25 protein-coding genes are annotated in these 26,650 nt (G+C 63.5%); 6 read left to right on the forward strand and 19 right to left on the reverse strand.

The window, feature by feature from the left end:
* The first annotated feature begins 4 nt into the window (after positions 1–4).
* The gene (locus JI749_RS13625; RefSeq protein ID WP_201654898.1) at positions 5–994 is read left to right on the forward strand and encodes an endonuclease/exonuclease/phosphatase family protein; all 990 of its coding nucleotides are present in this window, start codon (positions 5–7) and stop codon (positions 992–994) included.
* Here the strand turns inward: JI749_RS13625 and JI749_RS13630 are convergent.
* The 10 genes from JI749_RS13630 to rpoZ form a co-directional block, all read right to left on the reverse strand.
* Positions 991–1,305 (reverse strand): Dabb family protein, encoded by a 315-nt coding sequence (locus tag JI749_RS13630; RefSeq protein ID WP_201654901.1) that lies wholly within the window; start codon positions 1,303–1,305, stop codon positions 991–993. The genes JI749_RS13625 and JI749_RS13630 overlap by 4 nt on opposite strands.
* Positions 1,302–3,572 (reverse strand): DNA topoisomerase IV subunit A, encoded by a 2,271-nt coding sequence (parC, locus tag JI749_RS13635; RefSeq protein ID WP_201654904.1) that lies wholly within the window; start codon positions 3,570–3,572, stop codon positions 1,302–1,304. Before parC ends, JI749_RS13630 begins: the two co-directional genes overlap by 4 nt.
* A gap of 668 nt (positions 3,573–4,240) precedes the next feature.
* Positions 4,241–4,948, reverse strand: a complete 708-nt coding sequence (gene recO / locus JI749_RS13640; RefSeq protein ID WP_201654907.1) for a DNA repair protein RecO — start codon at positions 4,946–4,948, stop codon at positions 4,241–4,243.
* Between the two features lie 175 nt (positions 4,949–5,123).
* Positions 5,124–6,044, reverse strand: coding sequence for a GTPase Era (gene era, locus JI749_RS13645; protein WP_201654910.1), 921 nt, complete (start codon positions 6,042–6,044; stop codon positions 5,124–5,126).
* Positions 6,041–6,751 (reverse strand): ribonuclease III, encoded by a 711-nt coding sequence (rnc, locus tag JI749_RS13650; protein WP_201654913.1) that lies wholly within the window; start codon positions 6,749–6,751, stop codon positions 6,041–6,043. The genes era and rnc overlap by 4 nt, the downstream gene beginning before the upstream one ends.
* The gene (gene lepB / locus JI749_RS13655; RefSeq protein WP_201654916.1) at positions 6,748–7,572 is read right to left on the reverse strand and encodes a signal peptidase I; all 825 of its coding nucleotides are present in this window, start codon (positions 7,570–7,572) and stop codon (positions 6,748–6,750) included. The genes rnc and lepB overlap by 4 nt, the downstream gene beginning before the upstream one ends.
* A gap of 52 nt (positions 7,573–7,624) precedes the next feature.
* Positions 7,625–8,032 carry a holo-ACP synthase gene (acpS, locus tag JI749_RS13660; protein WP_201654919.1) on the reverse strand — a complete coding sequence of 136 codons (408 nt, stop codon included), beginning with the start codon at positions 8,030–8,032 and terminating at the stop codon, positions 7,625–7,627.
* On the reverse strand, positions 8,029–8,619 hold the full coding sequence (pyrE, locus tag JI749_RS13665) for an orotate phosphoribosyltransferase (RefSeq protein WP_201654923.1): 591 nt from the start codon (positions 8,617–8,619) through the stop codon (positions 8,029–8,031). The genes acpS and pyrE overlap by 4 nt, the downstream gene beginning before the upstream one ends.
* Entirely contained in the window at positions 8,606–10,894 is a 2,289-nt protein-coding gene (locus JI749_RS13670; RefSeq protein ID WP_201654926.1) for a RelA/SpoT family protein, read from the reverse strand. The genes pyrE and JI749_RS13670 overlap by 14 nt, the downstream gene beginning before the upstream one ends.
* Positions 10,895–11,200: 306 nt before the next feature.
* Entirely contained in the window at positions 11,201–11,569 is a 369-nt protein-coding gene (gene rpoZ / locus JI749_RS13675) for a DNA-directed RNA polymerase subunit omega (protein WP_092179449.1), read from the reverse strand.
* A 233-nt stretch (positions 11,570–11,802) separates the two neighbouring features.
* Between rpoZ and JI749_RS13680 the strand changes: the two genes are divergently transcribed.
* Positions 11,803–12,372 (forward strand): LabA-like NYN domain-containing protein, encoded by a 570-nt coding sequence (locus tag JI749_RS13680; RefSeq protein WP_201654929.1) that lies wholly within the window; start codon positions 11,803–11,805, stop codon positions 12,370–12,372.
* Between the two features lie 73 nt (positions 12,373–12,445).
* Here the strand turns inward: JI749_RS13680 and smpB are convergent, their stop codons facing one another.
* Entirely contained in the window at positions 12,446–12,943 is a 498-nt protein-coding gene (gene smpB, locus JI749_RS13685) for an SsrA-binding protein SmpB (protein ID WP_201654932.1), read from the reverse strand.
* A gap of 5 nt (positions 12,944–12,948) precedes the next feature.
* Positions 12,949–13,824 (reverse strand): 4-hydroxy-tetrahydrodipicolinate synthase, encoded by an 876-nt coding sequence (dapA, locus tag JI749_RS13690; protein ID WP_201654935.1) that lies wholly within the window; start codon positions 13,822–13,824, stop codon positions 12,949–12,951.
* Between the two features lie 211 nt (positions 13,825–14,035).
* Between dapA and JI749_RS13695 the strand changes: the two genes are divergently transcribed.
* Positions 14,036–14,974 (forward strand): alpha/beta fold hydrolase, encoded by a 939-nt coding sequence (locus JI749_RS13695; RefSeq protein ID WP_201654938.1) that lies wholly within the window; start codon positions 14,036–14,038, stop codon positions 14,972–14,974.
* On the opposite strand, the gene JI749_RS13700 is transcribed toward JI749_RS13695, so the two are convergent.
* The 3 genes from JI749_RS13700 to JI749_RS13710 form a co-directional block, all read right to left on the reverse strand.
* Positions 14,971–15,519: a hypothetical protein gene (locus JI749_RS13700; protein WP_201654941.1), complete on the reverse strand. Its 549-nt coding sequence runs from the start codon at positions 15,517–15,519 to the stop codon at positions 14,971–14,973. The two genes, JI749_RS13695 and JI749_RS13700, sit on opposite strands and share 4 nt — an antisense overlap.
* 134 nt (positions 15,520–15,653) lie before the next feature.
* Positions 15,654–18,962, reverse strand: coding sequence for an OmpA family protein (locus tag JI749_RS13705; RefSeq protein WP_201654944.1), 3,309 nt, complete (start codon positions 18,960–18,962; stop codon positions 15,654–15,656).
* A 358-nt stretch (positions 18,963–19,320) separates the two neighbouring features.
* Positions 19,321–20,757, reverse strand: a complete 1,437-nt coding sequence (locus JI749_RS13710; RefSeq protein WP_201654947.1) for a porin family protein — start codon at positions 20,755–20,757, stop codon at positions 19,321–19,323.
* A 449-nt stretch (positions 20,758–21,206) separates the two neighbouring features.
* On the opposite strand from JI749_RS13710, the gene JI749_RS13715 reads away from it, so the two are divergent.
* Positions 21,207–21,941 (forward strand): SDR family oxidoreductase, encoded by a 735-nt coding sequence (locus JI749_RS13715; protein WP_201654950.1) that lies wholly within the window; start codon positions 21,207–21,209, stop codon positions 21,939–21,941.
* Here JI749_RS13715 and nagA read toward each other — a convergent pair whose 3' ends face one another.
* The 4 genes from nagA to JI749_RS13735 are packed head-to-tail and all read right to left on the reverse strand — an operon-like array spanning position 21,942 to position 25,103.
* A complete protein-coding gene (gene nagA, locus JI749_RS13720; protein WP_201654953.1) occupies positions 21,942–23,102 on the reverse strand; it encodes an N-acetylglucosamine-6-phosphate deacetylase in 1,161 nt (386 codons plus the stop codon).
* A complete protein-coding gene (locus JI749_RS13725) occupies positions 23,099–24,127 on the reverse strand; it encodes an SIS domain-containing protein (protein WP_201654956.1) in 1,029 nt (342 codons plus the stop codon). The genes nagA and JI749_RS13725 overlap by 4 nt, the downstream gene beginning before the upstream one ends.
* Positions 24,124–24,912 (reverse strand): GntR family transcriptional regulator, encoded by a 789-nt coding sequence (locus JI749_RS13730; RefSeq protein WP_201654959.1) that lies wholly within the window; start codon positions 24,910–24,912, stop codon positions 24,124–24,126. Before JI749_RS13730 ends, JI749_RS13725 begins: the two co-directional genes overlap by 4 nt.
* A complete protein-coding gene (locus JI749_RS13735; RefSeq protein WP_201654962.1) occupies positions 24,912–25,103 on the reverse strand; it encodes a hypothetical protein in 192 nt (63 codons plus the stop codon). The genes JI749_RS13730 and JI749_RS13735 overlap by 1 nt, the downstream gene beginning before the upstream one ends.
* A gap of 72 nt (positions 25,104–25,175) precedes the next feature.
* On the opposite strand from JI749_RS13735, the gene JI749_RS13740 reads away from it, so the two are divergent.
* Both JI749_RS13740 and JI749_RS13745 read left to right on the forward strand, forming a co-directional pair.
* Positions 25,176–26,072: an N-acetylmuramic acid 6-phosphate etherase gene (locus JI749_RS13740; RefSeq protein ID WP_201654965.1), complete on the forward strand. Its 897-nt coding sequence runs from the start codon at positions 25,176–25,178 to the stop codon at positions 26,070–26,072.
* 88 nt (positions 26,073–26,160) lie between these two features.
* Positions 26,161–26,643: an SRPBCC family protein gene (locus JI749_RS13745; protein WP_201654968.1), complete on the forward strand. Its 483-nt coding sequence runs from the start codon at positions 26,161–26,163 to the stop codon at positions 26,641–26,643.
* Positions 26,644–26,650 lie beyond the last annotated feature (7 nt).

The raw sequence follows: 26,650 nt of genomic DNA on the forward strand, positions 1-26,650 counted from the left end.
CCCTATGTTGCTGATCATGAAGCTGATCCGGCTCAGCCTGGTATTGGGTTCGCTTGGCGTGGCGGGCCTTTCCATCCTTGCCCTGTTCGGCTTTGCCGTGCCGGAATTCGACCTGCTCAACCATGCGCAGCTGCTGTTGCTGCCGGGGACCATCGTTGCCCTGCTGGTGGTGATGCTGGTTTTGCGGGGCAATGCGCGTGGCGTCGCGGCGATCATCGTGGTGGTGGGTATCGCCGCCTCGGCCAGTGTGATGCTGCCCGAATTTGCCGGGTCGCTGCGCCAGCGGCCAGCGCCTCCGGAGGGGAGGACGCTGACGCTGATGACGCATAACCTGTTCGGCATGAACTACGAGATGGAGCAGGTCACTGCCGCCATCTTTGCCGAAGACCCCGACATCATCGTCCTGCAGGAATATTTTGGCGAACAAGCCACCGACCTGCACCCCCTGCTGCTGGAGCACTATCCGTATTTTGCCCGGTGCCGCGGCGGCAAGCGGGCCAATCTGGGGCTCTATTCGCGCATTCCGTTCGAGCAGGCCGAAGACGGGGCCTGCCCCAGCGATGCCTATGGGACGACGCGGACCGCCCACATCCTCGCCCGCTTCAAAACCAGTGATGGCAAGCCTTTTTCGGTTATCACCACCCATATGGACTGGCCCTTTCCGGTGAACCGCCAACGGGAGCAGCTTACGGCACTGTCGGAGGTGGTGGACAAGATCGAGGGGCCGATGATCCTGGCGGGGGATTTCAATTCGACGCCATGGTCCTACGCCCTGCGCGACTTCGTGCTGCGGAACGAGCTGGAGCGGGAGACGATGAACCTGCTGACCTTTCCGATGAGCTGGTACTATTTCGGCGCGTGGCGAGACACGCTGCCGTTCCTGCCGCTCGACCACGTGATGACGCGCGGCGGCATCGTGGTCCACGACATCCATACGGGACGACCCACTGCCAGCGATCACCTGCCGGTGGTGCTCACCTTTTCTGTCGACTAGTCGCCAATCTTCATATCGAACACGACCAGCCCATCGGTCCCGCCTTCGAGCGCCGCGACGAGCCTGGCCCCCGCGGCCTGGTGGGCCGGGTGCGGCAGGTAGCGGTCGCGGGCCGCGGCATCCGCGAAGTCCATGATGAAGCCGTCGTTGAAGCCCTGCCCCAGGCCCTCGGGCGAGATGTTCGGCCCGAAGGTCGCCGAGAGCAGACCATCGATCTGGCCGACCAGCGCATCGAGCCCAGCATAGATCTCGGCGCGTTCATCGGCGCTGACGCCGCTGCGGAACTTGAACAGAACAACGTGGCGGATCATCCGACGAACCTGTTGTTGCGGGGGAAGCCATTGGGCGGCTGGCGGCCGGCAGTAGCGCGGTCGCCGAGCCAGTCGGTAAGTTCTTCGGTCGGCTTGGTGTAGGTCCGGCCAGAAGAATCGGTCCAGGTCAGGCCATCGGCGGCCCAGAAGGTCTTGAGGTCGGAAATGCCGCCATCCTTGTAGCGCTGGAGGCGCACGCCCTTGCCGCGGCCCATTTCGGCCAGCTGGACCAGGGGGAAGACCAGGAGCTTGCGGTTTTGTCCGATAACGGCGACGCGATCACCGGCGACCGGCACCAACAGCGCCGCCTCGTCGGGGGCGCCGACATTGAGGATCTGCTTGCCCTTCCTGGTGTTGGCGATCATCTCGTCTTCGCCGACGATGAAGCCATAGCCCGACGACGAGGCGATGATGCGCTTCTGGCCCGGGCGATAGACGAAGAGGTCGACGATATCCTGGCCTTCCTCGATATCGACCATGATGCGCACAGGCTCGCCCTGGCCGCGACCACCGGGCAGCTTGTCGCCGGCCAGGGTATAGACCTTGCCGCCGGTGGTGAGCATGAGCAGCTTGTCGGTGGTCTCGCACTTGATCGCGAGCTTGAGGCGATCGCCGGCCTTGAAGCCGCGCTCGTCGTTCACATCGGTGGCGTGACCGCGTGGCGCGCGGATCCAACCCTTTTCGGAGAGGATGACGGTGATCGGTTCGCGCTCGATGAAGGCCTCGGTGACTTCGTCGGCATTGGCGGTGGGTGCATCGCCCAGCACAGTGCGACGGGCGCCGAGCGGATGGGGCGTGCCATCGGGGTTGGTCAGCGGATAGGTCTTCTTGAGGGCTTCGATTTCCTTGCTGATGGTGCCCCACTGACGCTTGTCGGAAGCCAGCAGCGCTTCGAGATGCCCCTTCTCCTCGGTGAGGTCGGCGTGCTCCTTGCGCAGCTCGATTTCTTCGAGCTTGCGTAGCGAGCGCAGGCGCATGTTGAGGATGGCTTCGGCCTGGTTGTCCGTCAGCTCGAAGGTGCTCATCAGCGAAGCCTTGGCATCGTCCTCCTCGCGGATGATGCGGATCACCTCGTCGAGGTTGAGATAGGCGATGATGTAGCCCGCCAGCACTTCGAGGCGGTTGGCGATCTGTTCGAGCCGATGGTGCGAGCGGCGGACGAGGACTTCCTTGCGGTGTTCGAGCCACGCCTTGAGCGCCTGCGCCAGGCTCATGACCTTGGGCACGGCGCCCTTGTCGAGAACGTTGAGATTGAGCGGGAAGCGCGTTTCGAGATCGGTGGTCTTGAACAGCTGCTCCATCAGGATGACGGCGTCGACCGTGCGGGCGCGGGGTTCGAGGACCAGGCGGATATCGTCCGAACTTTCGTCGCGCACGTCCTTGAGCAGGGGCAGCTTCTTGGCCAGCAACAGTTCGGCGATCTTTTCGACCAGGCGCGACTTCTGGATGCCGTAGGGAATTTCGGTGACGACAATGAGATAGACGCCCCGGCCGGTTTCCTCGATTTCCCACTTCGCGCGCAGGCGGAACGAGCCGCGACCGGTGGCGTAGGAATTGGCGATGGAGGACTGCGACTCGACCAGAATGCCGCCGGTGGGGAAGTCCGGGCCCTTCACGAACTGAGTCAGGTCGTGGGCGGAAGCATCTGGATTGACATTGATAAGGTGGAGCGCCGCGTCGCAGAGCTCGGCGACATTGTGGGGCGGAATGGATGTCGCCATGCCCACGGCGATGCCCGTGGAGCCGTTGGCCAAGAGGTTCGGGAAGTTGGACGGCAGGACCACCGGTTCTTCGTCTTCGCCGTCATAGGTCGGCTTGAAGTCGATGGCGTTCTCGGTGATGCCTTCGAGCAGGCGCATGGCCACATCGGTCATGCGGCTTTCGGTGTAGCGCATGGCCGCGGCGTTATCGCCGTCGATATTGCCGAAATTGCCTTGGCCATCGACCAGCGGGTAGCGCAGGGCGAAATCCTGCGCCATGCGGACCAGGGCGTCGTAGATCGACTGGTCGCCATGGGGGTGGAACTTACCGATCACGTCGCCGACGATGCGGGCGGATTTCTTGTAGCCCTCGTTCGGCGCGAGCCTCAGCAGGCGCATGGCGTGGATGATGCGGCGGTGCACGGGCTTGAGGCCGTCACGTGCATCGGGCAGCGCACGCTGGGTGATGGTCGACAGGGCGTAGGAGAGGTACCGCTCCTCAAGCGCCTGCTTGAGATCGACGACGCGCTGGTCGTCGGCAGGCGGGAGGGTATCGCTATCAGACATCGGCAGGGCATTCCGCGGGAACGAATCAGGAAAGCACTATAGCGGGTGAGGGGCGGGATTGGGCGCAGACACGCGGTTTTGCACGGGTTTGGGCGTGCGGAAGCGCCGCCTGGGATGCGGTTGTCGTGCCGTACGGGTTTCGCTCAGGGTAGAGACGCCAACGGGCGCTGGAGAGCGATGGTGGCGAGGCGCTTGCCTCGAAGTATTGGTGGAAGAAGTGAGGCTAACGCCCCGCCACCATGCCGGGATTTTCGCGGGTTCGGTTCAGGCACGCTGTGTCGCAAGCGTAGCTGCCGGGTTCCCCCCGCTCAAGAGGAGCGACCTCCCCTCCCCGACTATCCCCACGACCATCACTCGTCATGACTGGGCTCTGACGTGGGCGACGCAATGGAGAATAGAGGAGGTTTTGCGGGTGGGGATAAGTTTGCAAACCACAGCGCCAAAGCCCCTCTTCTCGAGGGGGGAGATGACTGCGAGCGCAGAGGCTCCAGGGTGGAGACGTTTGGCCACATATATCTGGGCCAAACGACACCCTCTCCTACCTCCCCCATCAAGGGGGAGGTTCTCTCCACTCCTGGGCACGATCGAGTTCAACCCGCTGAGCAGCACCTCCCCCTCTGATGGGGGAGGTTGGGAGGAGGTGGGCAGCTTGCGCTGAATGCCGGGTGTCAGGCGTCCCTGCCGAGCTGTTCGATCAACATCTCCCGCGTGGGCGATGGCTCGATCTGGCGGGGGCCCCAGACCTGCTGCTGAAGGAAATGTCCGGTGAGGCGCAGGGCGTCGGCGATGTCGTGCGGGCTGGCATTGCCGCGGTTGGTGAGGAAGCTGGGGAGCGGCAGCAGGCGATCGAGGTAGGGCTGGGCGGCGGCGCGGGAGACGGCGCGTCCGGTCTTGGGCGAGACATGGGTGAGATCGGTGGTGCTGCCCGTGGCGGCGCACGACGCCAGGTCGAGGCCGAAGCCGAGGTCTTCGAGAACGGCGAGTTCGAAGCGGGCGAGGGCCGCGCCGTCGACGGGGCTATCGATAAGGCGAAGGGCCATGCCCAGCAGGCGATCATGCGGATCGCGTTCCGGCAGCAGGCGCAGGTGGTCGCAGACGATCTGGCTAAGGTAGAGCCGGGCGCGGTCCTCGATCAAAGCCGCAGCGCGGGCCTGCAGCAATTCGACGCCGAAGGTGCCCAGATGGTCTTCGATACGGGCGCGCCAAGTCAGTTGGATGGTGTTGCCCGGCTGGAGGACGGCGGCGAGACGGCGGGAGCGGCCGCCCCTGACAAGGCCGAGATATCGGCCGCGACCTGCCACCATGGCCTCGGCAATGACCGAGGTCTCGCCGTGGCGGCGGACACCTATGAGAAGTCCTTCACCGGTCCATTCCATGACTAGCGGCTACGACAAGTGGGCGCGAACACAGTGGCGCGGCTCCTGCGCTCCCTCCCCCTTGAGGGGAGGGCCGGGGTGGGGGTAATCCGGTGTGTCACCCATGGACCCCCACCCTCATTCCCTCCCCTCAAGGGGGAGGGAGGCGAAGGAGCGGGCATCCAGTTTCGGAAGCTCACCCCTTCCCATGCGGGTATTCCAGCCCCATTTCGCGGTAGCGCTCGGGGTCATCGCCCCATTTTTCGCGGACCTTGACGAACAGGAAGAGGTGAATGGGCACCTCGTACATCGCCATCAGCTCCTTGCGCGATTCCGCGCCGATGGCCTTGATGGTCTGGCCCCCGGCACCGAGCACGATCTTCTTGTGGCTCTCGCGCGCGAGGTAAATGACCTGGTCGATCTTGTACGAGCCGTCCTTCTGGATCTTGAAGCTCTCGGTCTCGACCGTGGAATTGTAAGGGATCTCGTCGTGGACGCGCAGGAACAGCTTTTCGCGCGTGATCTCGGCGGCCGTTATGGCCATGGTCAGATCGGTGAGGTGATCCTCGGGGAAGTGCCAGGGTCCAGGCGGAATGTGCTTGACGCACCAATCCATGAAGTCCTGCACGCCATAGCCCTTGAGTGCCGAGATCATGAAGGTCGACTCGAAGCGCAGCTTCTCGTTGAGGGTCTGGCTCAGCTCGAGCAGGGCTTCGTTCTTGATCGCATCGATCTTGTTGAGGATCAGGATCTTGGGGTGGGTGATGTTGGCGAGGCCCTCGATCAACCCTTCAAGATCCGGCGTGATGCCGCGCTCTGCATCGACGATGAAGGCGACGAGATCGGCATCCCCTGCCCCGCCCCAGGCGCTATCGACCATGGCGCGGTCTAGCCGCCGCTTGGGCGCAAAAATGCCGGGGGTGTCGATGAAGACCAGTTGGGCCTTGTCGAGCGTGACGACGCCACGGACCTGCGACCGGGTGGTCTGTGCCTTGTGGGTAACGATGGACACCTTGGTGCCGACAAGGGAATTGAGCAGTGTCGACTTGCCGGCATTGGGTGCGCCGACCAGGGCGATGAAGCCGCAGGACGTATCGGTGGGTTCGAGGTCGGTCATCTGGAGGACTCCTTCCACACCTTCTGGGCAATCAGAAACATCTCGGCAGCCTTGTGTTCGGCGATCTTCTTTGAAGGGCCGGTGGCGCTCAGGCTATCATAATCGCCAAGCGTGACGGTGATGGTGAATTGCGGCGCGTGATCGGGGCCGCTGCGGTCGGTCTGGGTATAGGTGGGCGGCTCGAGGCCGCGGGCCTGGGCCCATTCCTGGAGCGTGGTCTTGGCATCGGCCTTGTTGGCCTGGCCGTCGGCCAGGAATTCCTCGAACATGCGCTCGACGAACTCATAGGCCTTGCCGAGGCCACCATCGCAATAGATGGCGCCGATGACCGCTTCGGTCACGTCGCCCAGGATGGCTTCCTTGTCGGCGCCGCCGGTGCGGGCCTCGCTGTCGCCCAGATGAAGTTCGGGGCCAAGATCGAGCGTGCGGGCGATGATCGCGCAGGTTTCCTTGCGAACCAGCGTGTTGAGCGTGCGGCTCAGTTCGCCCTCATTGGCCTTGGGATAGCGGCGGTAGAGCATGTCGGCCACGACGAGCCCAAGGACGCGGTCGCCGAGAAATTCCAGGCGCTGGTAGCTGCGCTCGATGCGCTTGGCAGGCGAGACAGCGCTGGAATGGGTCAGCGCGCGGTTGAGCAGGTCCGGGTCGGCAAACTTGTAGCCGAGCCGGAACTGCAGCTTGTCGTGGTTGCGTGCGCCACGGCTCACGGCGCAGCGGTACCGGGATACTGCTGGTCGGTGGAGACGCCCTGGAACATGCGATCCCAACGCACATTGGCCGGCCACTGCCAGAGCTGCCAGGGCGGAATGTTGTTCTTGATGGAGAAGAAGCGGGCCTCGGCCTTTGCAATCAGGTTGACGGCCGGCACGTAGCCGACCTGGCTCAGAACGCGGCTATCGGCCGAACGGTCGCGATTGTCGCCCATCATGAAATAGTGGCCGGCGGGCACGACATATTCCGACGTATTGTCCAGCGGGCCGGCGTCGGAAATTTCCTGGATGATGTGGGTGGTGCCTTCGGGGAAGGTCTCGCGATAGGCGGTGACGTCCACCGTCTGGCCGTTGCTGTCAGTATCGGTTGCCTTGCCGATCTCCTCTCGCTCGACCATGGTGCCGTTGATATAGAGGCGGCCTTCCTTGACCTGGATGGTATCGCCCGGCAGGCCGACGACGCGCTTGATGTATTCGATGTTCTGCGGCACGGGGCGGAACACGGCGATGTCGCCGCGATTGGGCTCGCGGCCAAAGATGCGGGTGTTGATGGGCAGTTCGAAATCGAGCAGCGCGAAATCGCCGTAGCGGCCCAACGAGAACGAGTGCTTGCCATAGCCCCAGACGAACTTGTTGGCGACGAAGTAGTCGCCGATCATCATGGTCTGCTGCATGGAGGCCGTGGGGATCGAGAACGGCTGATAGAGGAATGAGCGCAGGACGATCGCGATCAACAAGGCCTCGAGCACCACAACGATGGTTTCGACCCACTCGTTGGAAGCTGACTTCTTGATGGACTTGTCGGCGGGCTGGCTCATGGATTTCCCCGGAAAGGTGGCGCGGCAGCGTTATGCCTTTGTCCCAGCCGGGTCAATCGGCAGTCGTAGGCAGGGCTTCGATGATGACGAAAGCCTGGGCCAGGCCGGCGTCGTCGGTAATGGTGACGTGGATGTGGGGAACGTGACCCGGCGGCACAAGGCGGGCCAGTGCTTTTGCGGCGCCGTTGGTCAGGTGCATGGTTGGCTGGCCCGACGGCAGGTTCACCACGCCCATGTCGCGCCAATAGACGCCCCAGGAAATGCCCGTGCCCAGGGCCTTGGAGCAGGCCTCCTTGGCGGCGAACCGCTTGGCATAGGAGGCCGCGCGCTGGGCCCGGCGGTCGGACTTGCGGCGCTCGATTTCGGTAAAGCAGCGGTTGGTGAAGCGATCCCCGTATTTGGCGAGGGTCTGCTCCACGCGGTGGATCTGGATGAGGTCGGAGCCCATGCCGATGATCACTTCACCCCCTGAATGCCGCGGCTGCCCGGCTTCACGGGGGGGATGGCTGCCAGTTCGGGAGGGAGCTGGTCGGCCGGATAGGCGGGAACCTTGAATTCGATCAGCGAAACCAGGGGCACGCCGACATCGGCTTCGCCACCCGAGCGATCAATGAGGCAGGCGGCGGCGACCACATTGGCGCCGATGCCGCGCAAGGCTTCGACACATTCGCGGATGGAAAGGCCGGTGGAGACGATGTCCTCGACCACGATCACCTGGTCATCCGCGTTGATCTCGAAGCCGCGGCGCAGCTCGAACTTGCCCTCGACACGCTCGGTATAGAGCGCGGGGACGCCGAGATGGCGGGAGGTTTCGTAGCCCGGGATGATGCCACCAATGGCGGGCGAAACCACCTTGGTGACGCCGGGGAACTCGGCGTGGATGCGCGCGGCCAGCGCCTTGCAGAGCTTCTCGGTCTGCGCTGCATACTGGAAGACCCTGGCTTTCTGCAGGAAGACCGGCGAGCGCAGGCCGGAGGACAGGATGAAGTGACCCTCGAGCATGGCTCCGCAGTCGCGGAAAATGTCCAGCACTTCATCTTTCGTCATCAGCAAACCTCCGGTCGACCTTGCCGTCCCATTCCAGGGTCGAAATCATGCCCGCTTCGCGGATGCCGGCGCGCTGGACGGCCGACAGGCCCGGACTGCGCTTGAGGGTTGCCAGAACATCGGTCAGTTGCGCAAGGTCGCGCACCTCGATTTCGAAGATCATCTGGTGAAAGTCGGGCGAAATCATCCGCATCACCAGATTGTTGATGTTGGCGTCGCAGGCCGCGATGGCCGAGGAAATCTGGGCCAGCGAGCCGGGCTTGTTGACCGATTCCATGGTGATGACGATGGGATAGAGCTTGTCCTCCCCACCCTTGAGGCTCCAGCGGACATCGACCCAGGCCACGTCGCTGTCATGCTTGTCGGTCAGCGCGTCCGAATGAATGGGATAGACGAGCATGGGCATGTCGGGCTGGAGGATGCCGACCAGCCGATCACCCGGCACGACGCCCTCGGGTGAGACCGTCACCGGCATATGGAAATCGAGCTGCGCCAGCGCCGCCTTGGCGCGAGGACCGGAGCGCTGGCCGCCGGGCACGCGGAAGCGGAACAGGTCGGTGGCACGCAAGGCGAACCAGCCATCGGCGGTGTCGGCAACCGGCAGATCGAGCTTGCGACGGCGCTTGCGCAGGCCCTTGAGCTTGGCGAGTTCGGCGGCAAGCGGCTCGGAACCGACCTTGCCCTCCCCCACAGCAATCAGCAGGTCGCGGCGGCTGGGTGAGCCGAGAGCATCGGCCAGGGCCTTGGCCTCGGTGTCGTCGAGCATGACGCCTTCGCGCTCGAGCAGCATGTTGAGCACATGCTCGCCAAGGGCAAAGGCGCGCTGCGTGGCAGCATGCCGGACGGCGCGCCGGATGGCCGCACGGGCCTTGCCGGTCGCCGCGATGCCCAGCCAGTTCACGGGCGGCAGATGGTTCTGGTCGCGGATGATCTCGACTTCGTCGCCGCTGCGCAGTTGGGTCACCAGCGGCAGGATAGAGCCGTTGATCTTGGCGCCGACGGTGGTGTCACCGATATCGGTGTGGAGCGCGTAGGCGAAATCAATCGGCGTTGCGCCGCGGGGCAGCGCGATCAGCCGGCCGCGCGGGGTGAAGCAGAATACCTGGTCCTGGAACAGTTCCAGCTTGGTATATTCGAGGAAGTCCTCGGTGGAGGAATTGCCCGTGGTCAGGTGACCGATGGTCTGGCGCAGCGAGCCATAGGCCTGCGATTCATGTTCGATGCGGCCGAGATCGGCCGAGGCGCCATCCTTGTAGAGGGCGTGCGCAGCGATGCCGAATTCGGCCACGCGATCCATCTCCTCGGTGCGGATCTGCAGCTCGGCGCGCTGGCGGCCGGGGCCGACGATGGTGGTGTGGATGGACTGGTAGTCGTTGTGCTTGGGGACTGAAATATAGTCCTTGAAGCGGCCGGGCACGACCTTCCACTTGGTGTGGACGACGCCGACGGTGCGATAGCACTCCTCGACCGAACCAACGATGACGCGGAAGCCGATCATGTCGGAGAGCTGTTCCAGCGCGATCGACTTGCGCTCGATCTTGTTGAAGATCGAGAAGGGCGACTTCACGCGCGCCTTGACCCGGGCGGTGATGCCCTCGGTGGCGAGGCGCTCGCTGAGTTCGGCCGAAATGGTCGAAATCGTCTCGCGATATTCCTCCTGCATTTCGTCGAGCCGTGCGACGATGGCCTGGTAATGCTCGGGCTGAAGAATCTTGAACGAGATGTTCTCCAGCTCGTTGCGCATGTCCTGCATACCCATGCGGCCAGCGAGCGGCGCATAGATATCCATGGTCTCCTGCGCGATACGCTTCTGCTTTTCCGGCGCCATGAACTGCAGGGTGCGCATGTTGTGCAGGCGGTCGGCGAGCTTGACCAGGAGGACGCGCACGTCCTGGCTGATGGCCAGCAGCAGCTTGCGCAGGTTCTCGGCCTGGGCTTCTTCGCGCGAGACGAGGTTGAGGCGCTCGATCTTGGTCAGGCCATCGACGATGGTGGCGATTTCGCCGCCGAACAGCTGGTCGATCTCGGCGCGGGTCGCGTCGGTATCCTCGATGGTGTCGTGCAGCAGCCCGACGGCGATGGAGGCATCGTCGAGCTTGAGCTCGGTGAGGATGGCAGCCACTTCGAGCGGATGATTGAAATAGGGGTCGCCCGAGGCACGCTTCTGCGAGCCATGCTTCTGCATGGCGTACACATAGGCCTTGTTCAACAAATTCTCGTCGGCGTTCGGGTTATAGGCCTGAACGCGTTCGACAAGCTCGTATTGACGCATCATGGGGATAGTCGCCGCTCGCTCGAAGAAATGAGCTTAGCGCTTTGATCGGATTTGGGAAGGGTGGCCGTTGGTTATCTGAGTTGAGGGGCAATGGGAAGCTGCATCATGCGCAACCGTCACCCCCTCCTACCTCCCCCATCGAGGGGGAGGTTTCTCTCCACTCTGTGGCACGATCTTGCCAAACACGCCGGGCGGCACCTCCCCCTTTCATGGGGAGGCTGGGAGGTGGGGCAACAGGCACAAGGCCAAACGAAAACACCCCCGGACTGGTCCGAGGGTGTCGAAATTTGAACCGATAGACGAGACTTAGTCGTCGCGGCGTTCCGGCGGGGCCAGGCTTTCGATGCCGCGCAGCAGCTCTTCTTCGCTGATGGTGTCGAAGTTGATCGAATCGTCGCCGTTGGCGCTTTCGATCAGCGGAGCGGCGTGCTCCTCGGGCTCGTCGACTTCGACATACTTCTGCAGCGAGTGGATGAGATCCTCGCGCAGATCGTCGGGCGAGATGGCGCCGTCGCCGATTTCACGCAGGGCCACAACGGGATTCTTGTCGTTGTCGCGGGAAACGGTGATCTGGGCGCCAGACGAGATCATGCGCGCGCGATGGGCGGCCATGAGAACGAGATCGAACCGATTTTCGATCTTTTCAATGCAGTCTTCAACGGTGACGCGTGCCACGAACGTCTCCAAAACTTATGGAATGAACGCCTCCCATACACGACTGCCCCCCCTGGCACAAGGCATGCCGGCAGCTTGGGCACGCGCATGTGACATGGCGGTGTCTTGTTCCCTGCCGGAAAACGTGCGAATAGCGAAATTAACATAAGGTTACCGGCGGAATTTAAGTTGTGCTGCAAGCCGCGCGTGCGGCCGAGGCTTTAGGGCGGCAAGCCGCCACCAGGAGATTGCCCATGCCTATCGATCCGCGGGAAAAAATCGTGCTCTTCATCGATGGGGCCAATCTCTATGCGACCTCCAAAGCCATTGGAGTCGACATCGACTATCGGCGGCTGTTGGCGGACTTCAATGGACGGGCCTACCTGCTGCGGGCCAATTACTACACCGCTCTGGTCGAGGATCAGGAATATTCTTCGATCCGGCCGCTGATCGACTGGCTGGATTATAATGGGTTCACGGTGGTGACCAAGCCGGCCAAGGAATTCACCGACGCCGCGGGACGCCGGAAGATCAAGGGCAACATGGACATCGAACTGACGGTGGATGCCCTGGAACTGGCGCCCTACTACGATCACATGGTGCTGTTTTCGGGCGATGGCGACTTCACGGCGCTGGTTGCCGCGCTGCAGCGCAAGGGCAAGCGGGTGACCGTGGTCTCAACGCTTACCACCTCCACACCGATGATATCAGACGACCTGCGGCGCCAAGCCGACTTCTTCATCGACGTAGCCGATCTAGCCAAGACGGTGGGCCGCCCACCGAGCACGCGACCGGTCGCGGCGCCGGTTTCCGAAGGCAACTGAGGCGCCACCGGCCAAGCCAGGCACCATGATGAGTGTTGGTCCGGGGAACGCGCCGATCCTGATCACGCGCTGATCAGCCCCGGCCGCCCTCTTTCATGATGCGGGATTTGTCGCGGTTCCAGTCGCGATCGCGCTCGGTGGCGCGCTTGTCGTAGTTTTTCTTGCCCTTGCCGACCCCGATCAGCACCTTGGCGCGACCCTGGTCGTTGAAGAACAGCTTGAGCGGCACGATGGTGTTGCCGGCGCGCGCGACTTCCTGGTCAAGACGGGCGAGTTGCTTTCTTGACACCAGCAGTTTGCGCGGGCGACGCTCTTCGTGGTTGAAGCGGTTGGCCTGCAGGTATTCCGGGATATGAGCGTTGATCAGCCAGAGCTCGCCCTTTTCGGGCGAAGCGTAGGATTCGGTGATCTGGGCCTTGCCCAGGCGCAAGGACTTCACCTCGGTTCCGGTCAGCACAATCCCGGCTTCGAGGGTTTCGCCAATGTCGTAGTCGTAGCGCGAGCGGCGGTTTTCGGCCACGAGACCGTGGCTGATGATGCCGTTCTTGTTCTTGTCGTTCTTTGGGGCCATGAGGCTTAGATAAGCCCCGCATGGCGCATTGCAAAGTCCACGGCCTCTTCAGTCGCCTTGGCGACGGGGACCAGTGGCAGGCGCAGTTCGTTGGCGCAGCGGTTGAGCCGGCTGGCAGCGTATTTGACCGCGGTGGGATTGGGCTCCATGAACAGGTTCTTGTGCAGATGCACCAGCTTGTCCTGCACGAGCAGTGCTCCCTTGAAGTCGCCGGCCAGCGACAGCTCCTGCATCTGCGAGCAAAGGCGCGGCGCGATGTTCGATGTCACCGAGATGCAGCCGTGGCCGCCATGGGCGTTGAAGGCCAGCGCGGTGATATCCTCGCCCGAGAGCAGGATGAAATCCTTGCCCAGCTTGTCGCGCTGCAGGCTCGCACGGCCCAGGTCCGCCGTCGCATCCTTGACGCCCACGATATTGGCATGGGCTTCGTGGAGCCGGGCGATGGTGTCGACGGTGAGGTCGACCACGGTGCGACCGGGCACGCTGTAAAGAATGACCGGGATGCCAACCGCCCTGGCCACGGCCGAGAAGTGCTGGAACATGCCCTCCTGGTTTGGCTTGTTATAGTAGGGCACGATGGACAGGACAGCGTCCGCGCCGGCCTTTTCGGCGAAGCGCGCCAGTTCGACGGCCTCGGCGGTGGAATTGGACCCTGCCCCGGCAATGACCGGAACGCGCTTGTTGGCGACCTCGATGGCGATCTCGACCACGCGGCGGTGTTCTTCATGGCTGACGGTGGGGCTTTCGCCGGTGGTGCCAACGGGCACCAGGCCATGGGTGCCTTCGGCGATCTGCCAATCGACAAAGCTGGCGAAGGCTTTCTCATCGATATTCCCATTGAGCATGGGAGTGATGAGCGCCGTAATCGATCCTCGCAGCATTGCCGAAATGTCCCCAGTTTGCATGGCCACCGGAAGGCGGCGCGTGGCGCCGGGCGCTAGGCCCGGCCGGTTTTGAGTGGCGCACCATACTTTCACTTGGCTGGCGCGACAACGTTTTCGTTGGCCATGATGCGAGTGGAGCGAGCCAGCGTCGCCGGTGCGAGCAAAAGCGCTTGAGACATGTCGGCCCTTCCCTCTAAATGACGGCGCCATGCCTCGCCCCAGAACCGTTCCCGCCGACCATCCGCCATTCGCCGCGCTGCCTGTCACCCATGTCACGCTGGCGGCAAAACTTCGCGTCGCGGTGCATGTTGCCGGTACCCTATCGAGCCGGCGCGTGCCGGTCGTTTGCATCCCGGGTTACCAGCGCAACATGAGCGACTTCACCGAGTTCGCCGACTACTTCCGGCGCATGGGACGCGGGGAATGGCCGGTGGTCCTGCTCGACCTGCCTGGACGCGGCCGGTCGGACGACCGGGCGAAGGAAAGCGACTATGGCTCGCTGGCCGATGCGCGGGACGTGGCATCAGTGCTGGCGGCACTCGGGATCGGCAAGGCGGTGGTGCTCGGCCAGGGGCATGGCGGCCAGGTCGCCATGGCGCTGGCGGCAAACCATCCGCTGTTGATTGCCGGCACGGTGCTGCTCGATGCGGGGCCGATGACCGATTCCCGCGGCATCGTGCGCCTGCGTAACAACCTGGCGCATGTGGAAGCACTGCGGGGGGCAAAACCAGTCGGGGCAGGATTTCGCAAGATACTGGGCGGGGACTATCCGGGCCTGCCCGACGATCGTCTCGACGCCTTGGCGGCCCGCAGCCATTTCATCGACAAGCGTGGCCGGGCGCGGCCGCTCTATGATCGCCGACTGATCGAAGCCCTGGCGAGCATTAATTTCGACGACGTGCTGCTGGCGCAATGGCCGCTCTACGACGCCCTGACCTGCGCGCCGCTGATGTTGCTGCGGACGCAGTTGACCGATCAGTTGCGCCGCGAAACCTTCGACGAAATGGTGCGGCGCCGGGACGACGCAGTCGCGCTGACGATTGCCGGGCAAGGCTCGCCGGCCCTGTTCGACCAGCACGAGGAAATCGAGGCCGTGGCCGAATTCGTCACCCGCGTGAGCAGGCAGGTGCTGGGCCGAGCGATCTAAGCGCGACCCGATAACCTCCTGGGGGCGCCTTCGTTGGCGGCGGTCAGGGTGAGGGCCTGTTCGACCCAGCGCTCGCGCCGAATGCGTCCCTTGAAGGCAAGCTGCGCATCGACCCAATTTATGTTGGCCTTGTTCCAGGCTGCGATCTGATGAACGTGGAAGATGCCCATAGCGTAAAGCGATGCTTCAATTTTCGGCCCGATTCCCTTGATCTGCTTGAGGTTGTCAGGAGTACCAGCCCGCGGCCCAGCCAGCGTGGCAGGCCTCGATGCGGAGGCACTGGCGGTGTCGTGACCGGCAGCCGAGGGCGCGGCGACTGATGGCGATGGCGGTGCGTCGTCGACGCGGGCGGCAAGGCGTGCGGCCGAACTCCGCGGCTTTGGCAATTCGGGCGTCGGCGCGGCCGTGACAACCAGTTCCGCTACCCGCCGCGTGCCGCGGCCGGCATGGAGAGCCATGCGGATGCCATATCCCAGGACGCAGCCGAGAAGGTAGGCGAACAGAACCAGCAGGGCCGTCTCGGAAATAAGGGCCAGATTGGTCACGGCCGTCTCACGTTTCTGGCGGGGTGAAGCTGCGCCAGCCCACGACGAGACCAATCAAAGCCGCCCCGGCGAGGTAGGGCCAATATGCCAAGACCAGGTAAGGGAGCGACGCCCAGTTCACCATCACGGCCGCCTCAATAATGCTGCGGCATGACGGTCACCACGATGCGGCGGTTGAGGCGCTTGCCCTGGGCCGTCTCGTTGTCCCCGATCGGCGCGGTCTCGCCATAACCGACGGCGTAAAGCCGGGCCGGATTGACCCCGCGTGAAACCAATGCGTTGACCACAGCTTCAGCGCGGGCCACCGACAGGGCCATGTTCAGCGCTTCGTCGCCATCGGCATCGGTGTGCCCCTCGATATGGACGATGGCATCGGGACAGGCGGCCAGATCGAGGGCAAGCTCATCTATTGCTGCCTCGGATTCAGCGGCAATCAGGGCCGCGCCGGACTGGAACAGGATCGAATTGCGCGCCGAGAATTCGGACACCGGTGCGGAGCAAGCGCTGGTATCCACCGTCGCCGGAGCGACGGGCTCGGCGGGCGACGCAATGGGCTCAGGTTCGGGCGGGGACGGCAATACTTCGATCTGGGTGGTCCAGGATGCCGCGTCTGACGCTCCCGCGACCGCGGCCCAGGCAGCATCGCGGGCAGCGGTATTGGCGGCCATGCCACGCAACGACCAGGCGCCGGCGGCATAATCGAGCTGGCCTTCTATCAAATTCAGCAGGGCCCGCAAACCCGCTTCTGCACTTGGCAGGAAAGCGTCCGGCGCCCCTTCGGCTATAGTGACCGCCGCTACGTCGCCATCACTAATGGCCGCGAAATAGCGCATGGCCGGGTCGGAGGGAAGCTGTCCGCTCAGCACAACCGGCCCGTCGGCGGCCCGGCTGGCGGAAAAGGCATAGTCCGGATTGACGGGTGTGGGGGCGGCCGGTTCGGCCGGAGATTCGACAATCGCCGGCTCTGCTTCCGCGGTCGGTTCGGCAGTGGCCTCCGGCTGCGCTGGGGGCTCGATTGCCGGCAATATCGGCGTGGGCTCGACCGCGGGTTCGGGCTGCGGCGGCCGCGTGAGGGCCAGCACCCAGTCGGCTGCCGGGGTTGTTGCAGTGGCCAGCGCTGCATCGACCGTGGCGTCGAAGCTCGAGAGCGTGCCGCTGAGGGTCCATACCGTGCCATCGAAACTTGCACTGCCTTCGGACAGAGCGGCAAGCGCATCGATCGCCGCCAGCTGGTCGGCGGCGAAGCCTTGCGGCGCATTGGGATCGACCGTGGATTGATCCACGACCTTGTCCCCTGCCCTCACGGCAAGGAAACGCTTCAACGGATCGGCAGGGACAAGGCCCGAGAGCGTCACCGAACCATCGGCTGCCTTGTTGGCCGACCATATGTATGGGGTCGTGGCAACAGGCTCGGGTTGAGGCGCAGTGATGTCGATGGACCAATCGGATGGGTCGGATGCAGCCGACAGGGCCGAAAGCACGGCATCACGTTGCGCCTCCGACTCGGCCCGCCCGCCCAGCGTCCACTTGGAGCCGTCGAAGCTGACTTCACCTTCCACGAGACCGAGGACGGCATCCAGCCCCGCCGTAGCGGAAGCGACAAAGTTCACCGGCGCGCCGGACCCGATCCTGGTGGAATCGACCACGGTATCGCCGGCGTGGACCGCCAGATAGTTCTTGAGGCTTTGCGCCGGAACATGCCCCATCAGGGTGACGCCATCGGTGGCCTTGGTGGCCGACCAAGTGTAAGGCGAAATTTCCGGAATGACAGGAGGCGGCTCGGCAACAGCCATCGCCCAGCCTGATGACGCCAGTTGCCGCGTGACGAAATCGGCCTCGAGCGCGGCCTTGTCGATCGCCGACTTGCCCGTACCCGTTATGGTCCAGCCAAGGCCATCGTACATGACCTTTCCGTCCCGGAGCCATTGCATCAAGCCGAGCGCCGTTTCTGCCGAGGCAATGAAGCCGTTCGGTTCGCCCGAAGCATAAGTCATTGTCTGTGCTGCTGTTTCTCCAGCAAGCGCCATCAAGCGCGCGGCTGCCTCCGCATTGGGAACGTTGCCCGACAGCGTCATGGCCCCGGCCTGGTCCTTGGTCGCTGACCACGTATAGGTTGCGGCCCTCGGCGCGAGGATTTCGGCACGCGCCAGCACCACACCCTGCGGCGCATCCGCCAGAGTGGCCAGCAGGGTCTGGTAATCCGCGTTGGAGCGGGCGGTGCCGGAAATGGTCAGCACATTGTCGCGCATGGCGATGCGGCCTTCGCTCATCAGTTCGAGCGCATCCAGCCCGAAATCGGCGCCTGACCGGTAGCGCTCCGGCGCGCCGCGACCAAGCTTGAGATAACTGGTATCGGCTCCTTCGCGTTGGCCGAACGCCTCGCGCGTCACCTCATCGGGGGCGTAGCCGTCAAAGACCACGACGCCGCCCGGCTGGCGCGTGGCGCTCATCCAATACTCGTCGATGCGAGGCGGCTCGAGGGCGACGATGGTGCCGGACGGCTCAAGGGTATCGACAATGCCCTGGGCGATTTCGAGCGTCGCGGGCGCTCCGGAAAGGGTACTTTGCCCATCGGAAATGCTGGCAGCGCCGTATTCAAGCCGAGAGAGCTGTTCGAGCAATTGCTGGGAAAGGTCCGCAAATCCAGCGGGTTCGCCGGAACCGAGAGCCAGGCCGGTGGCGACCTGCGCGCCGGAGACATCGGCGGTGCGGAAGCGCTCGACAAGTGAATTGTCCGGGACATAGCCGGAAACATCGATCCGCTTGCCGTCGAAAGTGGCATTCCACTGGTAGGGCGAAACGAGCGCGGGCGTGATGCTGACATCGCCCAGCGAAAGGCCGGCGGGCGGACCGGCACGCAGGACGATGAGCAGGTCACGGAAGGCCCGTTCGGATTTGGCGCGTCCGTTGAGACTGATGGTGAGGTCCGAGATCGCGGCAGTACCCTGGTCAAGGTATTGCAATTGATCGACCGCAAATTCGGCCCCCGCCACCCAGGTGCGTCGGTCCGGCGTGCCGGAATGGAGTTCCAACGCCCCCTGCTCCAGGCCGGCCAGCGCCAGCAGGCGCTGTTTCGTCGTTTCGTTGGGAACGCTTCCCGACAGGGCAACGGAATGCTGATCGACGCTCGCTTCGAGCGTGTAGGGTTTTGCCATGGGGGCAAGCGTAACGTCGTCCGTAACAGAGCGGACCCCGTCCAGGGCCGTCAGCCGGGCCTTGGCGTCATCGAGCAGCGTCTGGTCCGTCGTGGTGCCAGTCAGGGTCAGGTCGCGACCGTCGACCGAAAGTTCCGCCCAGTCGTAGTCGCTGGCCGCCATGGCCGCCGCGCCGCGCTGTCCAAGATCGTCGGCGATCTGCGTCGACGTCATCGCCAAACACAAGGTTGTGCCGCCCAGCACAGTGGCGAGTCCCGGCACGACCCACTTGATGAGGTCCCTGATCATTCCCATTCCAGTGAATGTCCGCAATTGTGGCAAAGCTAGTGCATTTCGTGCCGCGTGTGAACGAAAATACTCGCCGTAAGTGTTTGTTTTCGCGCGATTATTCTGGATGCCGCCAAGCAGGCTACGGTGCGCGTTCCGCAATCACAGAATCAGCTCGTCGCCTAAATCCCTAGAGGACGCACTGGTCCTTTGCGAGGTGAGGCGAAATTAGACGCTTGTCGAGACAGGAGAAAATGCCGGACCGCCACTGAGCGGCAGATTTACGCGAGCCCGGCACCTGCATCGCATGTCGATGGCCACGAAAGCAGAAAGGCCCGGCGTGAGCCGGGCCTTTCCGTAAGCCAGAGTAATCCGAGGATTACTGGAAGGCCTTGGCAGCCTTGAAGGTGACCTTGTAGGCACCGTTCTGCTGAACAGTGGCACCAACCGACGACGAGAAGCCGCCGCCAGGGGTCCAGGCCAGCTCGGCCTTGCCGTAGAAGTCCGAAGTCGCGGCAGCAACGACGGCCGGGGCAACGTCAGCGGCATGGCCGTAGACGCCGATTTCACCGGTCAGCTTGATGGTTTCGGTCAGCGAAGCGATCAACTGAGCAGCAACCTGGTAGCCATCGCCAACGCCCGGGGTGCCGTCGTTGAAGTAGCGGCCGCCGATGTTGATTTCGATGCCTTCAGCAACGGTGGCGCCGAACTGGCCGCCAAAGCCGTAGTCGGTGTCCAGAGCAACGCCGGTGGAGGCAGTGCCGCCAGCAGCTTCACCCGAGAGGGCGATCTTGAACATGTCGAACTTGGCTTCAGCCGAAACCAGGCCGTTCCAGTAGCTGTAGCTGGCAGCGCGAACCGCGTCATAACCACCGCCGACGGCCAGAGCGCCACGAACCTTGAACGCGTCGAAGGTTGCAGTCACGCCGGTGTGCAGCTGGTAGCTGTCGCCCGAGGTTTGAACGCCATCGAGCAGGCCGCCAACGGCGCCGCTGATGTGAGCAGTGATGCCCGAGCCAGCATAGTCGAGGACGCCAACCAGGGTACCAGCGCGCGAACCACCGGAGATAGCCTGAGCAGCCATCAGCGGGTGACCAGCGAGGATAACACCACCGCCGTCCGAGTTCAGGTTTTCGAGACCGATCTTGGCGATCAGGCCTTCACCGATGTTCGACCACAGCTGGATGACGTGACCGCCACGCTTCGGCGTGATGAAGTCAGCGTTTTCGTCAGCAACAACGCCGGTGTCAGCGCGCTGCGAGATGAACAGGCCGGTGAGGGTGTTGAAGGGCTCGTCGTCGCCCTTGTTGAAGATCGAGCCGCGCTTACCAGCGGTCAGGACGGTGGTGTCACCAACCTGGACGTAGGCTTCGTCGATCTTAACGAAGGTGCCGTCTTCGGTTTCAACGGCAACGCCGTTGGTCGAGCGGACGCGGTTGTCGTTCTTGATCTTCAGGACGGCCTGGGCCGGGCCGAAGTCGCTGCCGGCGGTGCCGACGAACTTCAGGTACGACTGAACGCGCGAATCCCAATCGTTGCTGACGCCAGCAGCGGTATCCGGAACGTCGATGTTGACGTTGCCGAGGAAATTGGTCTGGGCGATAGCATAGCTGCCCTTCCAGTTACCCCAGTCGAACTGGTACTTCACTTCACCCGAGATCTGCAGGCAGTTGGTGTCGGACGAAATGGTCAGACCCGACAGGCCCAGCTCGTCGCAAACGTCGAGCGAGGTGAGAACGCCCAGATCGGCAGCGAAGCCAGCGGTCGAGAGACCGGCAGCGGCAACAGAACCGAGGATAAGGCTCTTGAGTTTCATTAGTTGACCTCCAAAGTCAGTCATTCTTGTGCCGGTTACCCAGCGGTTTGTCGTAACGCGACCACACTATTCGTGGTGCAGTGTGTTGCCGTCGCGCTGCGACCGACAAACGATCCCATGCATGGATTCGCAAGACCCACTCTACGCATCGAAGAAAATGACGCAATCGCGCAAAAGCCGTTTTGCGGGTGGAGCAATATGGTTGAGAAGCGGATGTTGCAGATTCAGCACACAGATGGAAACGACCTGTTAACCCGCCTGAACGAAGCGTTAAAATTCCAACGTTTGCGGGGGTTTGGAGCCGTCATATCGTCGCGCCGCGGTAAAGCGTCGGCAGGCGGGAGGCGATGGAACCTTCGCCATAGACGTAGCGACGATACGGCGCGAATGTGCCGGGAATCGGAAAACGATGAGGCAGGTTGACTGCTTCGCCACAATTGGGAGCGGACATGAACAAGGTTGCGGTGGTGACGGGCGGGAGTTCGGGTATCGGGCGCGCGGCAGCCCTTGGTCTTGCCGCAGCAGGATATGATGTCGCCATCTGCGGGCGCCGGGCTGATGCTCTGCGGGCGACCGCCGCCAGGACCAAGGGTTATTGGGCGGAGTGCGACGTGACCGATCCGAACGCGGTCGCGCATTTCTTCACGGGGGTCAAAGAAGCCTATGGCCGGATCGACCTGGTATTCAACAATGCGGGCCGCTTCGCGCCAGCGGTGTCGTTCGGTGACCTCGACGTGGTGACCTGGCAGGAAATGGTCGATACCAACCTCAACGGCGCCTTCTATGTCGCGCGCGAGGCTTTTCGGGCGATGCGCGATCAGAACCCGCAAGGGGGACGGATCATCAACAACGGATCGATCTCGGCCTATGTGCCCCGCCCAGGCGCTGCCTCCTACACCGCCACCAAGCACGCCATCACGGGGCTGACCAAGGCGATTTCGCTGGATGGGCGCGCTTTCAGCATTGCCTGTGGGCAGATCGACATCGGCAACGCGGCCACCGACATGACGAGTCACATGAATAGCGGATCGCTGCAGGCCAATGGCACCATCGTGCCAGAGCCGACATTCGACGTGAGCCACGTTGTGGATGCCCTGCTCTACATGGCTGGGCTGCCGCTGTCGGCCAATGTTCAGTTCATGACCGTGATGGCGACGAACATGCCCTATATCGGTCGCGGCTGATCAGGCACGGAAAACCTGCCCGCCGCCGATCCACGTCGCCTGGACGCGACGGCTGTCGGACAGATGGACGAAGCTCGCAACGGCACCGGGCCGGAGATGGCCATACTCGGCATCGATGCCCATGGCGCGCGCGGGATAGAGCGAGGCCATGCGAATGGCCTCCTCGAAGGCAAGGCCCATCCGGACATGCATGAACTCGACTGCGTCGATCATATCGAGGTCGGCGCCGGCCAGGGTGCCATCGGCCAGTCGCAGCGCGCCATCGGCGCGGGTGATCGTGCGGCCGTTGAGCGTCAGCGTGACGAGGTCGGTGCCGGTTTGCGACATGGCGTCGGTGACAAGGAAGATATGGCCGCCGCCCGATTGAGCCCGAAGGGCAATCTGGATGCTGGCCGGATGAACGTGAATCCCGTCGGCTATGAGCCCGGCATGGATTCCCTCGGTCGTTAGCGCCGTCCCGACCACGCCAGGTTCGCGATTGCCCAATTGGCTCATGGCATTGAACAGGTGCGTCGCCATGGTGGCCCCGGCCGCAAAGGCGGCGTCGGCAGTGGCCGCGCTGGCGTCGGTGTGACCCAGACTGACGATAATGCCGGCCTCGGCTAGTGCCGATATCTGCGCGGGCGTGACGGTTTCGGGCGCCACGGTGCAGAGCAGATTGGGGAGCTGGCTGCGCGCGGCAAGGAGGCGGGCGAGGTCAGCATCGTCCATGGGACGGATCAGCGCGCCGTCATGCGTGCCCTTGCGGGCGAGCGAGAGATGCGGCCCCTCGAGGTGGAGACCGATAAATCCTGGAATACCCTGCGCCACCGCCGCTTTGCCGGCATCGATGGCGGCGATGTTCACGGCAACGGTATCGGTAATCAGCGTTGGCAGCAGGGCTGTCGTGCCGAACTGAGCATGCGCCGCGCAGATTGTCCGGATGGCGCCGACCGAAGGATCGTTGTTGAACAGCACGCCGCCACCCCCATTGACCTGGAGATCGATGAAGCCCGGCACCACGGATCCGCCTTCGAGATGAACGGCTTCGGCATGGTCCGGGACGGCATCTGCACGGACGACGCTCGAGACGTGGCCAAACTCGACCAGCAGCGCCGCATCGTCATGCCAAGCCTCGCCATCAAAGATGCGGGCGCCGGAAATGGCCAGCAGGTCGCTCATACCGTTTCGGTGACCTTCTTGAGCGCGGGTGGCACGTCCGGGTTGAGGCCACGACGGCGCGAAAGGGCTTCGACGAAACCGTAAAAGGAGACGATGAGGGCAAGCGGGTCGGTCAGCGGATGGCCAGTGGTCGCGAAAGGCAGGGCTTTCGCCGCGCCGGGTCGGCTGCTGGTGAGGAATGCCAGAGCACCCTGCCCGGCCAGCTTGTGCGCCATGTCGGCCACGGATGCCTCGGCAGCGTCGCGAGCGGCCAGGCCGAGGACCGGATAGCCGCGCGTCACAATGGCAACGGGGCCATGCATGACTTCGGCGGCGCTGTAGGATTCGGCCTGGATGTTGCAGGTCTCCTTGAACTTGAGCGCGGCTTCGTTGGCGATGGCGAAGCCCGGGCCGCGGCCAAGGACATAAAGTGCATCATGCCCGTCAAGAGCGCTTGCCAGTTCTGACCAGTCGCAGGCCACGGCCTTGGCAAGCGAATTCGGCAGTTCGTCGATGGCCGAACGCAGCGCGTTGTCGCCGCTCCAACGGGCAATGAGCGCCAGGCCGGCGACGACCGAGGTGACGAAGGTCTTGGTCGCGGCGACGGATTTTTCCACCCCGGCATGGAGGTCGATGGTGAAGTCGGAAGCGTCGGCCAGGGGAGAGTCGGACGTATTGGTTACGGCAATGGTGGTGGCGCCCGAACGGCGCGCTGACTGGGTCATGCCGACGATATCGGGCGATTTACCCGATTGCGAGACGGCGATGGCAGCAGCGCTGCCGAGCTTGAGATCCTTGCCGTAGATGGAGGCGATCGAGGGGCCGATAGAGGCAACCGGCAGGCCCAACGTGAGTTCGATGGCGTATTTAAGATAGGAGCAGGCGTGATCCGAGGAACCGCGCGCCACTGTGACGACCAGAGCGGGATCGCGCTCGCGCAGTGCGGCGGCGGCGGCATCGAGCACCATGCCACTGTTATCGAGAAAATTGGCGACGACGCCTGGAATGGCCTCGACTTCCTGCCGCATGAAGGTCTGGGTCGTCACGTCTTGCTGCCTCCCGAAGTGGAAGAATCGCCGAGCCGCAGTTCGGCGACAAAGTCATAGGTGTCGCCCCGATAGATGGAGCGGGTGAATTCTATGACGCGCCCCGAAGCGAGATAGGAGGTCCGCTCAATGTTGAGACCGGCGGACCCTGCCGGCACTCGCAGCAGTTCCGCATCCTCCTCGCCTAGATTGGCGGCGCGGATGCGCTGGATGGCGCGGATGGGGCGATTGCCTGACTTGTCGAGATGCTTGTAGAGGCTGTCGCCGATCGCGCCGGGATCTGGCAGTACGCGGGCGGATAGACTGGCACGCTCGATCGCCAAGGGGGTTTCGCCGGTGAGGCGCAGGCGCGAGATACGCGCGACCTGCTCGCCCGACGACAGGCCTAGAATAATGGTTTCCTCGGGCGACGGGAGGTAGAGACCGCGATCGAGCCACTCGGCGCGCACGGCCATGCCGCGTCGCGCCATATCTTCGGTGAATGAGGTCAGTTGCGACAGCGACTGCTCGACGCGCTGGGTCTGCGGAGCGACGAAAGTGCCCGAGCCATGGCGTTGCACAAGCACGCCGTCCTTGACCAGTTGCAGTACGGCCTTGCGGACGGTAACGCGCGACACGTCGACTTTGGTGGCCAGGTCCCGTTCGGATGGCAGGGCATCGCCAGGGTTGATGGCGCCATTGTGAATGGCGTCCTCGATCCAGCGCTTGAGCTGCAGATATAGCGGGCCGCCGGAGGGAAGCACGACGGGGCCATCGGCAAAGAAACCGTTCGAAACGTCGGCCACTATTCCCCCCTTGCCTTGCTGCGATCGGCCGCGCAATCCATAACACTAAATGTGTCCACGTTGGCCACGCCACCTTCCTGCGCGACCATAATACCAATAAAATACCATTGACCAACCCCCAATTCAGGATTCTGCACAATCAGCGCATTGCGCTGGCGGAATTGAGCTTTTGACGTCCATTGCGCTGCCAATGCGGCAAGATTTCCGCCCTTGGCTGGACAAGTGGTATTTTTTTGGCATTATCGCACGGAGCGGAGAACGGCATGAGCGCGACCCGAACCGAGATGATCCATGCGAGCGCCAAAGGCTTCGACACCCGTCGGCCGGAAGAGGCGTTGGCGATTCTGGCTGAGGCGCAGGTCGACGCTGCGCGCGCCGTGCAGGCGGCCGTACCATACATCGCCAGGGCGGCGCATTTGGCAGCCGACTGCATCCGCGCGGGAGGCAGGCTGGTCTATGTGGCGGCGGGCAGTTCAGGTTTGATGGCGCTCGCCGATGCACTGGAGTTGCCGGGGACGTATGGCCTGGCAGGCGAACGCATCAAGGTGTTGCTGGCCGGCGGTGTTGCCGGATTGACCAACATGGCGGGGGCGCCCGAAGACGATGCGGATGCGGCTCGTGCCGAGATTGCGGAGGCCGGGGCTGGGCCGGGGGACTGCATCATCGCGCTGACGGCCAGCGGCTATACGCCTTACCCGATGGCGGCAGTGGAGGCAGCGCGGGCTGCAGGAGCCAGGACGATTGGCATCAGCAACAATGAGGGGGCGCCGCTCTTCGACAGGGTCGACGTCGCCATCTGCCTGCCGACGCCGCCGGAGGTGATTGCCGGGTCGACCCGCATGGGCGCGGGGACGGCACAGAAGATTGCGCTCAATATGCTCTCGACCATGATGGCGGTTCATCTGGGGCATGTGCATGACGGCTTCATGGTCAACCTGGTAGCCGACAATACCAAACTGCGCGAACGAGCCAGACGCATCGTTATGGCAGTAAGCGAGGTCCCGGAAGATCGGGCCGCCGCGGCGCTGGACAAAGCCGGCGGGGCAGTGAAGGTGGCGATCTTGCTTGCGGTTGGAGCCGTCGATGTCCGCAGTGCCGAGGCTCTGCTCACCGAGAACGCCGGCCACCTGCGGCCATCGCTGAAGGCGCTGGGCCGGTAGCGAACGAAAAGAAAAAAATGCCTGTTGGCTTGTCGAAGCGCACCGATGCCGTTCGTCGCTGACATGAAAGCCAATCAGGAGCAGCAAAATGACCATCACCCTTCCCACCCAGGATACTGATCGCGATCTCGTACTGAGCCGCGTGCTCAATGCGCCGCGCGACAAGGTCTATCAGTGCTGGACCCAGCCGGACCTGCTCAAGCAGTGGTTTGCGCCCAAGCCCTGGACCACGCCCAAGATAGTGACGGACTTCCGCGTCGGTGGCGGCAGCCTTTTCACCATGGCTGACGAGGACGGCAACGAGTATCCCAATGCCGGCCAATACCTGGAGATCGTGCCCAACGAGAAGCTGGTCTTCACCGACGCTTATACCGGCGACTGGGCGCCTTCGGCCAAGCCCTTCTTCACCGCCATCCTGACGTTCGAGGACGCCGGAGAGGGCAAGACCCGGTACACAGCAATCGCCCGACACTGGAGCGCCGAAGACGCGACGGCGCACAAGCAGATGGGTTTCCATGAAGGCTGGGGCCTATGCGCCGCCCAGCTCGAAGAACTGGCGGCACGCATCTGACAGCAAA

The organism is Devosia oryziradicis, from assembly GCF_016698645.1.
GTDB classification, from domain to species: domain Bacteria; phylum Pseudomonadota; class Alphaproteobacteria; order Rhizobiales; family Devosiaceae; genus Devosia; species Devosia oryziradicis.